The sequence below is a fragment of the Sodalis sp. RH15 genome (assembly GCF_047324255.1).
Lineage (GTDB): Bacteria > Pseudomonadota > Gammaproteobacteria > Enterobacterales > Enterobacteriaceae > Acerihabitans > Acerihabitans ligni.
This window is the reverse complement of sequence record NZ_CP178738.1, coordinates 1,390,351-1,404,967: the sequence shown is the minus strand read 5'-3', so window position 1 is coordinate 1,404,967 and position 14,617 is coordinate 1,390,351. Positions and strand designations below refer to the sequence as shown.

The 14,617-nt window shown below is 55.9% G+C and carries 11 protein-coding genes; 1 reads left to right on the top strand and 10 read right to left on the bottom strand.

Annotation, left to right across the window (positions count from 1 at the left end; genetic code table 11):
- Positions 1–5 precede the first annotated feature (5 nt).
- Positions 6–344 (top strand): hypothetical protein, encoded by a 339-nt coding sequence (locus tag ACL2XO_RS06615; RefSeq protein ID WP_165934163.1) that lies wholly within the window; start codon positions 6–8, stop codon positions 342–344.
- Here the strand turns inward: ACL2XO_RS06615 and ACL2XO_RS06610 are convergent.
- The 10 genes from ACL2XO_RS06610 to bamA all read right to left on the bottom strand — a co-directional run bounded on the left by ACL2XO_RS06610 (position 341) and on the right by bamA (position 14,596).
- The gene (locus tag ACL2XO_RS06610; RefSeq protein WP_413726701.1) at positions 341–2,503 is read right to left on the bottom strand and encodes a lysine decarboxylase LdcC; all 2,163 of its coding nucleotides are present in this window, start codon (positions 2,501–2,503) and stop codon (positions 341–343) included. The genes ACL2XO_RS06615 and ACL2XO_RS06610 overlap by 4 nt on opposite strands.
- A gap of 360 nt (positions 2,504–2,863) precedes the next feature.
- Positions 2,864–3,823, bottom strand: a complete 960-nt coding sequence (gene accA / locus ACL2XO_RS06605; protein WP_203522661.1) for an acetyl-CoA carboxylase carboxyl transferase subunit alpha — start codon at positions 3,821–3,823, stop codon at positions 2,864–2,866.
- A 12-nt stretch (positions 3,824–3,835) separates the two neighbouring features.
- Entirely contained in the window at positions 3,836–7,318 is a 3,483-nt protein-coding gene (gene dnaE / locus ACL2XO_RS06600; protein WP_413726700.1) for a DNA polymerase III subunit alpha, read from the bottom strand.
- 131 nt (positions 7,319–7,449) lie between these two features.
- Positions 7,450–8,043: a ribonuclease HII gene (rnhB, locus tag ACL2XO_RS06595; RefSeq protein WP_413726699.1), complete on the bottom strand. Its 594-nt coding sequence runs from the start codon at positions 8,041–8,043 to the stop codon at positions 7,450–7,452.
- Positions 8,040–9,188 (bottom strand): lipid-A-disaccharide synthase, encoded by a 1,149-nt coding sequence (gene lpxB / locus ACL2XO_RS06590; RefSeq protein ID WP_132923219.1) that lies wholly within the window; start codon positions 9,186–9,188, stop codon positions 8,040–8,042. The genes rnhB and lpxB overlap by 4 nt, the downstream gene beginning before the upstream one ends.
- A gap of 2 nt (positions 9,189–9,190) precedes the next feature.
- Positions 9,191–9,979: an acyl-ACP--UDP-N-acetylglucosamine O-acyltransferase gene (gene lpxA / locus ACL2XO_RS06585; RefSeq protein ID WP_413726698.1), complete on the bottom strand. Its 789-nt coding sequence runs from the start codon at positions 9,977–9,979 to the stop codon at positions 9,191–9,193.
- A 4-nt stretch (positions 9,980–9,983) separates the two neighbouring features.
- A complete protein-coding gene (fabZ, locus tag ACL2XO_RS06580) occupies positions 9,984–10,439 on the bottom strand; it encodes a 3-hydroxyacyl-ACP dehydratase FabZ (RefSeq protein WP_132923221.1) in 456 nt (151 codons plus the stop codon).
- Positions 10,440–10,590: 151 nt separating this feature from the next.
- Positions 10,591–11,613: a UDP-3-O-(3-hydroxymyristoyl)glucosamine N-acyltransferase gene (lpxD, locus tag ACL2XO_RS06575; protein ID WP_413726697.1), complete on the bottom strand. Its 1,023-nt coding sequence runs from the start codon at positions 11,611–11,613 to the stop codon at positions 10,591–10,593.
- Positions 11,614–11,616: 3 nt separating this feature from the next.
- Positions 11,617–12,114, bottom strand: coding sequence for a molecular chaperone Skp (gene skp / locus ACL2XO_RS06570; protein WP_132923223.1), 498 nt, complete (start codon positions 12,112–12,114; stop codon positions 11,617–11,619).
- 55 nt (positions 12,115–12,169) lie between these two features.
- Positions 12,170–14,596: an outer membrane protein assembly factor BamA gene (gene bamA, locus ACL2XO_RS06565; RefSeq protein ID WP_413726696.1), complete on the bottom strand. Its 2,427-nt coding sequence runs from the start codon at positions 14,594–14,596 to the stop codon at positions 12,170–12,172.
- Positions 14,597–14,617: the final 21 nt, after the last annotated feature.

Sequence of the window (14,617 nt, the reverse complement as noted above, 5' to 3'; positions counted from 1 at the left end):
TTCAATTGGAGAGGTTTATTCAATCGGTTTATGACCATTTCGAGCTGCTTCCCGATGAAGACAATGTCTTCAATGTCGATGAAGACACGTTTATCTATCTTGGCGAACAGAGCGACGTCATCACTCTGCTTTGCCCCTGTTTTCCCGTGCCTCACGAGCAGCATTCGCTAATGGCGTTGCTGGCGCTCAACTGCCAGGGCGACACCATCTACGGCGCGGAGGAGGGTATCGTGGTGGCCCGACGGGTGGTGGACACCGAAGCATCCGCCGTCGATATGGCGCAGCATTTTAACGCATTCATCGGTGATATTTTTTCCGCCAAAAAATTTTTCGTCCCGGGCTAAATCGGGCTTTCGCCGCCGACGGGATCGGTTTTCAATACCCGCACCAGGTATCGGCCGTCCTCCGTCAGCTGCGCACCGTGGATATCGGTTTCAAATCCCGGGTACTGAATGCCGATGCTGCAAAGCATGATCAGAAAATCCAATACTCCGCGGCTTTGCTCGGTGATCATCTCGCCGGGCATCACCACCGGCACTCCCGGCGGATAAGGCAGCAGCATATTGGCGGAAATCCGGCCGATTAACGCCGGCAGTTCCACGGTTTCAACGTTGCCGCGTACCTGTTGCTGGAATGCGTCATGAGGCGTCATTTTCATTTCGGGCAAAACATCGAAGGCGGTAAGCATCAGCTGCGGCAGACGATGCCGGCGGATAAGGCTGTGTATGCCGCGGGCCAAATCCTGTATACGCATGTTGCGGTAGAAATCCGGATCTTCCGCGTAGAGGTCCGGCAGCATATTTTTGATGCGTAAATTGAGATCAAAGGAGCGTTTGAATTCAGTCAATCCCCGCAGCAGGCTCATGGCTTTGGTTTTATCGATGCCGATGCTGAACAGGAACAATAAATTATAGGGTCCGGTTTTTTCCACCACCACGCCGCGCTCGTCCAGGAACTTGGCCACCAGCGCCGCCGGTATGCCCTCATCGGCCATGGCGCCGGATTCATCCATGCCGGGTGTCAGTATCGTGACCTTAATGGGATCAAGATACATATGATCTGCATCGGCACCCTTGAAACCATGCCAAGGGGCGCCGGGTTCAATGGGCCAGCATACCGCCTCATCGATAATTTCCGGCTGCCAGATATCGAAGAACCACCCTTCGGATTCCTCCCGCAGCCGCTGTACCTCTTTGCGAAAATGCAGCGCCCGTTCGATGGAGCGCAGAATAAGCCGCCGTCCCGATTTGCCGCGTACCATCGCCGCCGCCGTCTCGATGGACGCCACAATCCCGTAATTAGGCGAGGTAGTTGTGTGCATCATATAGGCTTCGTTGAAGGTACGTTCGTCATAATCACCTTTGATATGAATCAGTGATGCTTGAGAGAACGCCGCCAGGAGCTTATGGGTGGACTGTGTTTCGAAGATGACTTTGCCAGGAGTGCGTTCGCCGCTCATACCGCTTTTGCCCTGGTAGATAGGGTGAAAATGGGTATAGGGCACCCAGGCGGAATCGAAGTGGATTGCCGGCACATCCAGGGTTTCTTTGATATAGCGGGTGTTATAAAGCAAGCCGTCATAGGTGGAGTTGGTGATAGCCGCATACACCGGCCAGCTGGCACGGGGGGTATCCGCTACCTTCGCGGCGATGCTCTCCCGCTGGAACTGGCTTTTCGGGATGCCCCCCAGAATACCGTAGGCGTTGCGAATCGGACACAGGTAGATGGGTACCACGTCGCTCATCATCAGCAAATGGGTCAGGGACTTATGGCAATTACGATCGATCAGCACCGTCCCTCCCGCCGGCGCGGCATACATGCCCACCATTTTATTGGCGGTGGAGGTGCCGTTGGTCACCATATAACTCTGCTCGGCGCCAAATACCCGGGCGATAAACTCCTCCGCCTCCAGATGCGGCCCGGAATGATCAAGTAAGGATCCTAGTTCCGTTACCGAGATGGAGACATCGGATTTCAGGGTATTGGCACCAAAAAAATCATAAAACAGGCTGCCCACCGGGCTTTTCTGATACGCCGTACCCGCCATATGTCCGGGAGTGCAAAACGTGTATTTGCCCTCTTTAACGTAATTGAACAGGGCTTTAGTGAAAGGCGGAATAATGGTGTCGATATATTCGTCGGTATATTGCCGTATCCGGGTGCTGATATCGTCCGCCGCGCCGAGTCCGTATTCAAAAAAATACAGCACCATCCGCATCTCGTTCAGGCTCACATCCAGAGAGGACTGCGTATTGATAAAAGCGTAAAGCGGCAGATACTCGTTCAACTCGTTGATTTCGGTGCAGAGATCCATACTGTGCTGATCCCAGTCGAAAACCACGCCGCATATCCGAGGATTTTGCTCAATAAGCTTTAGCAAATCCTCGCTGCCGTTAGGATAGACTAGCTGAAACCCCTGTGCTTTCAGCGCTTCATCCAATTCCCGGATCGGTTCATGTTTATAAAACACCTGTTCCGGACTCAAAATTGCAATGATATTCATTCAGCCAATCCTTATATTTCGGGCTGCTTCGCTGAAAATTTTTCAGAAAATATTCAAAATTAATGATAGGTAAGAATACACCACATTTGGCGTGGCAGACACGCGATCACCGGCGCTTGAACCGTGCGTGTCAAAGGGAGAGCGTGGCAATGGGGTCGAATCGGGCGTGGTTCTCCCGCCCGACCGAGCGCCCCATGACGCGCTAGGCCCGCTATCACCGATCGTGCAACGACCGTGTTAAAGGGAGACTGTGCTTGATGGGGTCGAAGCGGGCGTGGTATTACCGCCCGCCGGAGCGCCCCACAGCGCGCTAGACCCGCTATCATCGATCGTGCAACGAGCGCGTTGAAGGGAGACCGATCAGCAATAACCGTAATTCATCAACCGCTGGTAACGGCGATTCAATAACTCTTCTTCACTAAAGGTATCCAGTTCCCCCAGATCCGACAGCAGCTGCGCTTTCAGCGACGCGGCAATAGCCGGCACATCCCGATGCGCGCCGCCCAGAGGCTCCGGGACAATACTGTCAATCAGCTCCAGCTCCTTCAGACGCGAAGCAATGATGCCCATAGCCTCGGCGGCAACGGGCGCCTTATCCGCACTCTTCCATAATATGGAGGCGCAGCCTTCCGGCGAAATCACCGAATAGGTGCTGTATTGCAGCATGTTGACCTTATCCCCCACGCCGATAGCCAACGCGCCGCCGGACCCCCCCTCACCGATAACGGTGCAAATAACCGGAATTCGCAAACCCGACATTTCCCGCAGGTTATGGGCAATGGCTTCCGACTGTCCGCGCTCTTCCGCACCGACCCCCGGATACGCACCGGGGGTATCGATAAAGGTAAGCAGCGGCATCTTGAACCGGTCCGCCATTTCCATCAGGCGCAGGGCCTTGCGGTAGCCTTCCGGCGCCGGCATGCCGAAATTGCGGCGAATTTTCTCTTTGGTTTCACGCCCCTTTTGGTGACCGATAATCATCACCGGCCGCCCGTCGAGACGAGCCGTACCGCCGACAATGGCCTTATCGTCGGCATAAGCGCGATCCCCTGCGAGTTCATCAAAATCGCTGAAGACGTGCTGGATGTAATCCAGCGTATACGGCCGGCGGGGGTGCCGGGCCAACTGGGCAATTTGCCAGGCGCCCAGATCGGAAAAGATCTTGCGGGTCAGCTCTACGCTTTTCTCACGCAGTCTCTGGACTTCCTCATCCAGATTAATATCTAATTTTTCGTCTTGACGGCTGACTGCGGTCAGCGAGTCAATTTTCGCTTCCAGCTCTGCAATCGGCTGTTCAAAATCAAGAAAATTCAGACTCATATTATTCCTATATTAGTCAAATTCCAGTTCCACCTGCTCGTTGCCCACCAGAGTACGCAAATCATTCAGCAATCGGTCGGTCGGCGTGACACGCCATGTCGCGCCAAACCTTAACCTGGCACGAGCATCTTCACGTTGATAATAAAGATGCACTGGAATCGTCCCCGATCGATGCGGTTCCAACGATAGGCGGAGACGGTTTAAAAGCTGGTCATCAATTTGCCTGTCGGTCAGCGATATAGCAAGCCCGCGGGCATATTTTTCACGCGCTTCGCTGATATCCATCAGTTCGCGGGCAGTCATTTTAAGGCCGCCGTTAAAGTCGTCAAAGCTGACCTGTCCCTGAGCTATCAGGATACGGTCTTTTTCCAGCAAATGCTGATATTTTTCCAAGGCATCGGTGAACAGCATGACATCCAAACGCCCGGAACGGTCGTCCAGTGTACAAACGCCGATGCGGTTGCCCCGTTTGGTCACCATGACACGGGCCGACAGCACCAGTCCCACCGCGGTGACCATTTTACCACGGTCGGTGGGATGCATATCCTTCAGGCGTAGGCCGCCGCCATAGCGCTCGATTTCCTTCAGATAGCGTGTGATGGGATGGCCGGTGAGGTAAAGCCCCAAGGTCTCCCGTTCACCGTCCAGCACCACATGTTCCGGCCAGGGCGGAACCGTACTGTAGGACGCTTCCACCGCTTCCGGCGCCTCAGCCAATACGCCGAACATATCCCCCTGCCCGATGGCTTCGGCTTTGGAGTGCTGCTCGGCTGCTTTCAGGGCATCCCCCAGGGAATTCATCAATGCCGCGCGATGGGGACCAAGCCGGTCGAAGGCGCCGGACATGATGAGTTTCTCCAGCATCCGGCGGTTAAGCTTTTTAATGTCGGTGCGGGCGCACAGATCAAACAGCTCTTTGAAATGGCCGTCCTGGTTGCGGGCGTCGATAATGGCCTCAATCGGCCCTTCCCCCACCCCTTTGATGGCGCCGATGCCATAGACGATTTCCCCTTCGTCATTGACGTGGAAATGGTATAGCCCGCTGTTGATGTCCGGCGGCAATACCTTGAGTCCCATGCGCCAGCATTCGTCCACCAGTCCCACCACCTTTTCCGTATTGTCCATATCGGCGGTCATGACCGCCGCCATGAACTCGGCCGGATAGTGCGCCTTTAGCCATAGCGTCTGGTAGGAAACCAGCGCATAGGCGGCGGAGTGGGATTTGTTAAAACCATAACCGGCGAACTTTTCCACCAGATCGAAGATATGCATCGCCAGTTCGCCGTCGACGCCGATACTTTCCGCCCCGGCCTTGAACACCGATCGCTGCTTGGCCATCTCCTCCGGTTTCTTTTTACCCATGGCCCGGCGCAGCATATCCGCTCCCCCAAGGGTATATCCCGCCAACACTTGGGCGATCTGCATCACCTGTTCCTGGTACAGGATAATGCCGTAGGTGGGCTCCAGTACCGGCCGCAGGGATTCGTGCTGCCATTCGATATCCGGATAGGAGAGCGCTTCGCGGCCGTGCTTACGGTCGATAAAGTTATCCACCATGCCGGACTGCAGCGGTCCGGGACGGAACAATGCCACCAGGGCTATCATGTCTTCGAAGCAGTCAGGCTGCAGGCGCTTGATAAGATCCTTCATGCCGCGGGATTCCAACTGGAATACCGCGGTGGTTTCCGAACGCTGCAGCATGTCGAAGCTTTTTTTATCATCCAGCGGAATGGCGGCGATATCCACCGGCGGCAGGCCCTGCTTGCCGCGCCGGGCGTTGATCATCTCCAACGCCCAGTTGATGATGGTCAGGGTGCGCAGGCCCAGGAAGTCAAACTTCACCAGCCCGGTGTATTCCACATCGTTTTTATCAAACTGGGTGACCGGATGATTGCCCTCGGCATCGCAATAAAGCGGCGCGAAATCGGTAATCTTGGTGGGGGAAATAACCACGCCGCCGGCATGTTTACCGGCGTTGCGGGTGACCCCCTCCAGCTTGCGCGCCATATCGATGAGCGCCTTGACCTCTTCGTCGGCGTCATAAATGGCCTGCAGCTGCGGCTCGGCGACAAAAGCTTTTTCCAGCGTCATGCCCGGATCGGGCGGCACCAGCTTAGAGATACGATCCACAAAACCGTAGGGATGGCCCAGCACCCGGCCGACGTCGCGGATAACCGCTTTGGCCGCCATGGTGCCGAAGGTGATAATCTGGGAAACCGCGTCCCGCCCGTAGGTTTCCGCCACGTGATCTATCACCAGATCCCGCTTCTCCATGCAAAAATCCACATCGAAGTCAGGCATGGAGACACGTTCGGGATTCAGGAACCGTTCAAACAGCAAATCGAACGCCAGGGGATCCAGATCGGTGATTTTCAGCGAATAGGCCACCACCGATCCGGCGCCCGAGCCGCGTCCCGGACCGACCGGCACGCCGTTATCCTTGGACCACTGGATAAACTCCATCACAATCAGGAAGTAGCCGGGGAACCCCATCTGGTTGATAACCTGCAGTTCCCGCTCCAGCCGCTCGTCATAAGGCGTCCGTTTTTCCAGGCGCTCCTGCGGATCGGGGAACAGAAACGCCAGCCGCTCTTCAAGCCCTTCGTGAGCGCGGGCCACCAGAAAGTCTTCGGTGGACATATCGCCGGTGGGGAACTGCGGCAGAAAATATTCCCCCAGACGGATAGTGACGTTACAGCGCTTGGCGATTTCAACGCTGTTTTCCAGCGCTTCCGGCAGGTCGGCGAACAGCTCGCACATTTGCTCTTCGCTGCGCATAAACTGCTGGGCGCTGTAATGACGCGGCCGTTTGGGGTCGTCCAAAGTAAAGCCGTCATGGATCGCCACGCGGATTTCATGAGCATCGAAATCTTCCTCGGCGATGAAACGCACGTCATTGGTGGCCACCACCGGCAATTTATGTTCAATGGCGACGGCCACCGCGGCGTGCAGATAGGTCTCTTCATCAGGGCGGCCGGTACGTATCAGTTCAAGATAGTATCGATTGGGAAAATACTGCTGATAGAATTCCAGGCACTGCTCCACCTGCGGTTTGTTGCCGCGCAGCAGGAACTTGCCCACGTCGCCTTTGCGGGCTCCCGAGAGCAATAGCAGCCCCTCGTTCCGGTTCATCAGCCAATCCCGGTCGATAATCGGACCGGCAGGCCCATAGCCCCGCTGATAGGCTTCGGAAACCAGCAGCGTCAGGTTTTGATAGCCGGTGTTGTCGGTGGCCAGAATGGTCAGTTCCGCCAGCTCTTCCCCCAGCATGTCGCTTTGCACCAGAACATCCGCGCCGACGATGGGTTTGATACCCGCACCGTGGGCGCTGCCATAAAATTTCACCAATCCGCACAGGTTGGTGAAATCGGTGATGGCCAGCGCGGGCATGTTGAGGGCCGCGGCTTTTTTAACCAACGGGCCGACTTTCGCCAACCCGTCTATCATGGAGTAATCGCTGTGCACCCGCAGGTGAATGAAACGGGGTTCGGTCATTATCCTGCCACCAAAGGTTGATTATACCCGTCATGCTTCAGGTTGCAGGTGCGTTGGCTTTCCTGCACCTTGAATTATTGGGGGTATTTTAATTTATGGGCCTACAAACCGCACGGCATAATGAAATTTCATCACAGTCCCAGCACCCGCTTCACCGGGCCGAAACTTCGCCGATGATGCGCCGTCGCTCCCAGCAGCGCCAGTTTTTCCAGATGATACGCGGTGGGGTAGCCTTTATGTTGAGCAAAACCGTATTCGGGAAACTCCAGATCCAATTCCGCCATTTCACGATCTCGCGACACTTTGGCCATAATCGATGCGGCGCTGATTTCCGCCACCAGGTTATCCCCTTTCACCACCGCCAGGGACGGCATGGGCAACAGCGGACAGCGATTACCGTCGATCAAGACATAATCCGGCGTCAGCGACAACCCCTGTATCGCCCGCTGCATGGCCAGCAGCGTAGCGTGAAAGATGTTCAGCCGATCGATTTCCACCGCTTCGGCGCGGCCCAGGCTCCAGGCCAGGGCCTTGTCGCTGATTTCATCGTAAAGCGACAGGCGGCGTTTCTCACTGAGTTTTTTTGAATCCGCCAGTCCGCGAATAGGACGGGCGGGATCAAGGATCACCGCGGCGGTCACCACCGCCCCCACCAGCGGGCCGCGTCCCACTTCATCGACGCCGGCGATGCAGCTGGCTATGGGGTATATAAACAATTCGGTCATCGTTTTATGAATTTCATCACCGCCTGGGCGGCCTGTTCGTCGGCATTGCAGCGAATACTCTGATGCAGGGCCAAAAAGGTTTCTTTCAGCTCCCGGCTGCGGGCGTCGTTGTTCAACAGCGGCAGCAGCGCCGCCGCCAGCTTGTCCGGCACGCACTCTTCCTGGAGCAGTTCTGTCACCAATTCCCGGCCGGCCAACAGATTGGGCAAGGAAACGTAGGGCGTTTTCACCAGCCGGCGGGCCAGCCAGAAGGTCAGCGGTTTCATGCGATAGCCCACCACCATCGGGCATTTGGCCAACATGCACTCCAGGGCGGCGGTGCCCGAAGCCAGTAACGCGGCGTCGGCGGCTATCATAGCTTCCCGCGCCTGGCCGTCCAGTAAATGTACCCTAAGATCCGGGGCGACCCGCGCTTTGATTTTTTCGAACTGTTCGCGTCGGCGGGCGTTTACCAGCGGCACCAGAATTTCAAGATCGGGGAAATGGCGGCTGAGCAATTGGGCGGTATGCAGGAAGTCGGCGCTGAGCATCTCCACCTCGGCGCTGCGGCTGCCCGGCAGCAGCGCCAGACAGCGGGCCGCAACGGGAATATCCAGGCTCTGCCGCGCCGCGGCTTTGTCGGGCACCAGGGGCATGGCGTCCGCCAGGGTGTGGCCGATAAACTGGCAGGGGACGTTGAAACGATCGTAGAAGGCTTTCTCAAAAGGCAAAAACGCCAGCACATTGTCGGTAGCGCGGCCGATTTTGAATACCCGCTTCTGGCGCCAGGCCCACACCGAGGGGCTGACGTAATGAATGGTATGAATGCCGCGCCGCTTCAAGCGGCCTTCCAGGGTGATATTAAAATCGGGGGCGTCAATGCCGACAAACACATCCGGCATCAACGCGCTGAAACGCCGGGTCAGGTCACGGCGGATCTTCAGCAAACGCGGCAAGCGTTCCACCACTTCCACCACACCCATCACCGCCAGCTCTTCCATTTCATACCAGGCCTCGCACCCCTCGGCCAGCATGCGCGGCCCGGCCACGCCGACAAAACGGGCGTCGGGCAAGTGCCGCCGGAGGGCACGAATCAATCCCGCGCCGAGGGTATCCCCTGACGCCTCTCCGGCCACCAGGCCGATAACCACGGAAGGCGCGGGCATAATCAGCGGATGATGCCCCGCTGTGAACGGGCAAGGAATTCGGTAAATGCGCCTACCGACGGATGCTCTGCCGCCATCGCCTCGAGTTCCGGCTTGATTTCTTCCAAGGTCTTGCCGCTGCGGTAGATCAGTTTGTAGGCGGCCCGAATGGCTTGCAGCGCTTCTTTGTCGAAACCGCGTCGCTTGAGCCCTTCGATATTAAGGCCGAATGGCGTGGCATGGTTGCCCTGGGCTATCAAATAGGGCGGGACGTCCTGGGCGACGCCGGAACATCCCCCCACCATCACATGGGCGCCGATGGAGCAGAACTGATGCACCGCGGTCATGCCGCCTATAATGGCGTAATCATCAATGGAGACATGGCCCCCGAGGGTGGCGTTGTTCGCCAGAATACAGTGATTGGCCACGCGGCAGTCATGGGCGATGTGGGTATTGACCATCAGCAGATTATCATCGCCGACCCGAGTCACTTCACCGCCTTGCACGGTACCGCGATGGATAGTCACGCTTTCGCGGATCCGATTGCGGTTGCCGATTTCCACCCGGGTGGGTTCACCGGCGTATTTCAGGTCCTGATTCACCTCTCCGAGGGTGGCGAACTGATAGATCTGGTTTTCTTCACCGATCCGGGTGATGCCGTTGATGACCACATGGGATTTCAGCACCGTACCGGCACCGATTTCCACCTGCGGACCGACAACACAGAAGGGACCTATGTGAACGCCGGCATGAATTATGGCACCGTCTTCAACGATGGAGCTGGGATGGATAAAGGCGGATTGATCAATCACGTTATCAGGACTCCCGACGTCGGGCGCACATCATTGACGCTTCGCAGGCAATTTCACCGTCTACTTTGGCAACTCCCTGAAAACGAGCAACTCCGCGGCGCTCTTTGATAAATTCAACCTCGAGGATCATCTGATCGCCGGGCTGAACCGGACGTTTGAAACGAGCGTTATCCACTGCTGCAAAATAGTATAGTTCACCGGGTTCCAATTTACCGACGCTCTTGAATGCCAGTATTCCCGTAGCCTGAGCCATCGCTTCGAGAATCAGCACGCCGGGGAAAATAGGCTTACCGGGGAAATGCCCCTGAAAAAACGGCTCATTGTATGAGACATTTTTTACCGCGCGCAAAAATTTCCCTTTTTCAAAATCCAGCACGCGATCCACGAGCAGAAATGGAAAGCGGTGGGGCAATAATTCCAATATCTCTTCTATTTCAAGAGTATGTGTGTCAGTAGTCAAAATACTCTTCCTGTCTGAAAAAAAACGATGGCAGTAACAACACGGCCTGCAATAACCCGATTAAGGGTACGTTAGCAGGCCGCAAATAAAAAATGTTTTCGTCAGGCCTAAAGGCCTGAACGCACATTATCAGCTCAGTTGGCGAAGGCGGTTAGTCTTTTGCTGATTTTCGCTCGATAGCTTTTAATCGCTTGCTCATCTCGCTGATATTCATGACCAGCGCTGCGGTCTTTCGCCAAACTTTATTGGGCTGCAATGGAATCCCCGAAGAGTATACGCCGGGTTCGGTGATAGGTCTCATCACCATTCCCATACCGGTGATGGTCACCTTGTCACAAATTTCCATATGGCCGTTAATGACGCTGGCGCCGCCAATCATACAATAACGACCGATTGTCAGGCTGCCGGCCATGATAACACCGCCGGCTACCGCCGTATTGTCGCCGATAACAACGTTATGTGCGATCTGGCACTGATTATCGATGATGACGCCATTACCTATAACGGTATCATCCAGGGCGCCGCGATCGATGGTGGTACAGGCGCCGATTTCAACCCTGTCGCCCACGACAACCGTGCCCAACTGGGGAATTTTGATCCAGGTACCGCGATCGTTGGCATAACCGAAACCATCGGCGCCGATAACCGTCCCGGACTGTATCAGGCAGCGTTCGCCGATACGGACTTCATGATATACGGTGACATTGGCCCATAACCTTGTGCCTGTCCCGATTTTGCTATTTTTACCAATAAAGCAGCCCGGGCCGATAACCACGTTATCCCCAAGGATGACGCCGGATTCAATAACCGCATTAGCGCCGACGGCTACCTGTTTGCCCAATCGCGCGTCGGGGGATATGACCGCGCTGGCGGCGATATCTTGTGCCGGAGCCGGCGTGGTATCCATCAGTTGCGCCATGCGGGCATAGGTCAGGTAGGGATTTTTCACTACCAGCGCGGCGCATTGGCAATACGGCAGATCGTCGGCGGAAAGCACTACGGCCGAGGCATGGGAGGTGGAAAGTTTTTCGCGAAAGCGGCTGTCGGCCAGAAAAGTGATTTGACCGGCGGTGGCGGAATCCATGGAAGCAATGCCGGTGATGACGATATCGCCATCACCGTGCAATTGTGCATCCAACTGCTGCGCTAAATCAGCAAGTCGAATTGAAGGCATGACTTATTTGACCTGTTTCAACACGTCGGCAGTAATGTCTTGCGAAGCGCCGGCATACGCCACGGCGTTGGTATCGATAACGATATCATAGCCTTGTTTGCTGGCAACGGTTTTCACCGCATCCTGAATACGGCTCAGGATTTTATTGCGTTCTTCTGCCTGACGGCGGCGGTTATCCTGCTCAAAAGCCTGGGCTTTGGCGGAGAAATCTTCACGCTGCGCCATGACGTCTTTTTCCATCCGGCTGCGATCGCTGGCCTTCATGGTAGAACCGTCACGTTGCAGACGTTGCATTTTACTTTGCAGGTCCTTTTCCTGAGCTTGCAGATCCGCAGCGCGGCCCTTGAACTCATTTTCAAGCTGCGCAGCTACAGTAGCGCGCTGAGGCAATTGCTGAAAAATACTCGCAATATTGACGACAGCAATTTTATCAGCAGCTTGCACGCTGGCTGAGGCAGCCAATGCTAATCCGAGGCCCGCGGCATACAACCACTTTTTCACTATAAACTCCTTAACCCTACATGTATGTTTAAAATCATTTCAAATCGACGCAATACTACCACGTTTTACCAATATTAAACTGGAACTGCTCGGCTTTGTCGCCTTCTTGCTTTTTAACCGGCTGGGCATAGGAGAATACCAGCGGCCCCAGCGGGGACATCCACTGCAGGGCAAAACCGCTGGATACGCGGATATTGCCCGGATCGCTGTAGTCCGGCACGCCGGCGGCGCGGGTCTGCGCGGTATTCTGCCAGGCGGTATCCCATACCGTGCCGCTGTCCACGAAGAACGAGGTACGGATGGAGTTGGCGTATTTCGCGCTGACGAACGGCGTCGGCACGATCAGTTCCGCGCTTAACAGCGCCATGGCGTTACCACCCACCGCGTCGCTGGATTTATCCAACGGGCAGGTGCTGTAGGAGGTGGCCCCGGCGGCGCAATTATAATAAATGGCTTTCGGCCCGATGGTATTGGACCGGAAACCACGCACCGTGGTGGAACCGCCGGCGAAGAAGTTATCGTAGAACGGCACTTCCATGCCGCCCAGGCCATCGGCATAACCGGCGCGGCCCCGGCCCATCAGCACCCAGCTGCCGGAATCGGTGAGCGGCAGGTAGCTGGTGGTGTCGAAGGTCACTTTATAATATTTGTTGTCGGAACCCGGAACGGTAATTTTGCCGTTCAGGCTGGCGGTGGTACCGGACGTCGGGAAGTATCCCCGGTCGAGGTTGTTATAGCTCCACCCGGTGTTGAAGAAGAAGTCGTCGGTGCTGAAATCGGAGTCGCTGGTTTCATTTTCCCCCACTACGATTGGAGGGTGAATGCCGTTGGAATTCAGATAACGCCACATGGCTATCTGGGGTTCCATGTTCGACAGGTCATTGTGGACATAATTGACGCCCACGTTCAGTGAATGGGTGTCACTGATGGGGAAGCCCAGCGTAGAGCCGATACCGTAGCTCTTATTGGTATAATCAGACAGATCGGCGTCATCCGCCTTAAAGTCGTTATAGAAAATACGACCGCCCAGGCTCACGCCGTCGACGGTGAAGAACGGATCGGTAAGGGAAAGCTCGGCATAGGTCTGATAGTCGTTCTTGGTACCGCTGATGCCCACCGAATTACCGGTACCCAGCCAGTTGTCCTGCTGTATGCCGAACTGGAAGCTGACGCCGCTCTCGGTGCCGAAACCGATACCGAAGTTGATGCTGCCGGTGTTACGCTCTTTGACTTTGTAAACCACGTCAACCTGATCATCGGTGCCTGGCACCCGCTGGGTGTCCACATCGACGGTTTCAAAATAGCCGAGCCGGTTCAAACGCTCCTTGCCCTGATCCACCAGATTGCTGCCCAGCCAGGCGCCTTCCATCTGGCGCATCTGACGGCGCAAGACTTCGTCCTTGGTGATGTCGTTGCCTTCGAACCGTATGCGCCGGACGTAGTAGCGGTTACCCGCGTCGACGTTGATATGGAGCTTCACGGTCTTGGCGGCGTCGTCTATCTCGGGCTGCGTCACCACGCGGGGATAGGCATAGCCGTAGCGACCCAGCAGCTGCTTGATGTCGCTTTCCATTTTGGTGACTTTGGCGCCGCTGTATAAATCGCCGGGTTTAACCGTGGCAATGGCGTCGATTTCAGCGGAATGGCCCGCCAGATTGCCGTTCACCACCGTACCGGCCAGCGTATACTGCGCGCCTTCGGTAATGTTCAGGGTGATATAGATGCCTTTTTTGTCCGGCGTCAGACTGACCTGGGTGGAATCGATACTAAAGCGCGCATAGCCGCGATCCAGGTAGAAACTGCGCAGGGTTTCAAGGTCGCCCGCCAGCTTTTGCTTCTCGTATTTGCGATCCCCCACCACGTTCCACCACGGCACTTCGTCCCGCAGCTGGAACCGGGATACCAGCTCATCGGTAGTGAAGGCATGGTTGCCGACAATATTGATCTGCTGGATTTTGGCCGACAGGCCTTCGGTAAAGACAAACTTCAAGTCCACCCGGTTTCGAGGCAACGGCGTCACCACGGCTTTCACCGTCGCGCTGTACTTACCGGCGCTGTAATAGAAATCCTCAAGCCCCTTCTCGATATTGGAGATGGTGGTGCGATCCAGCGCTTCGCCGACGCGGACCCCTTGGGCGTCAAGATTCTGCTTGAGCTGTTCTTCTTTCACCGCTTTATTGCCGGAAAAGGTGATGCTGGCAATGGAGGGGCGCTCCTTGACCTGAACAACCAGCGTATCTCCATCACGCAGCACCCGGACATCCTCAAAGTTTCCGGTGGCGAATAAGGCGCGGATAGTATTGCCGATATCTTCATCACTGGCCGTGTCTCCGACACGAACCGGCATACTGAGTAACGCCGCACCGACGGCGACTCGTTGCAGTCCTTCGAAATGAATGTCCTTCACTACGAACCCGTCTGCACCGTATACGGTGGCGCTGCTAAGAAGCAGCGACGCTATGAGCAACTTTTTCATCGCCATCGTGGTTATGCGTTCTTCCTA

Coding starts and splice junctions, on each gene's coding strand:
- ACL2XO_RS06610 (WP_413726701.1), bottom strand. CDS start 2,503: ATGAATATCATTGCAATTTTGAGTCCGGAACAGGTGTTTTATAAACAT.
- accA (WP_203522661.1), bottom strand. CDS start 3,823: ATGAGTCTGAATTTTCTTGATTTTGAACAGCCGATTGCAGAGCTGGAA.
- dnaE (WP_413726700.1), bottom strand. CDS start 7,318: ATGACCGAACCCCGTTTCATTCACCTGCGGGTGCACAGCGATTACTCC.
- rnhB (WP_413726699.1), bottom strand. CDS start 8,043: ATGACCGAATTGTTTATATACCCCATAGCCAGCTGCATCGCCGGCGTC.
- lpxB (WP_132923219.1), bottom strand. CDS start 9,188: ATGCCCGCGCCTTCCGTGGTTATCGGCCTGGTGGCCGGAGAGGCGTCA.
- lpxD (WP_413726697.1), bottom strand. CDS start 11,613: ATGCCTTCAATTCGACTTGCTGATTTAGCGCAGCAGTTGGATGCACAA.
- bamA (WP_413726696.1), bottom strand. CDS start 14,596: ATGGCGATGAAAAAGTTGCTCATAGCGTCGCTGCTTCTTAGCAGCGCC.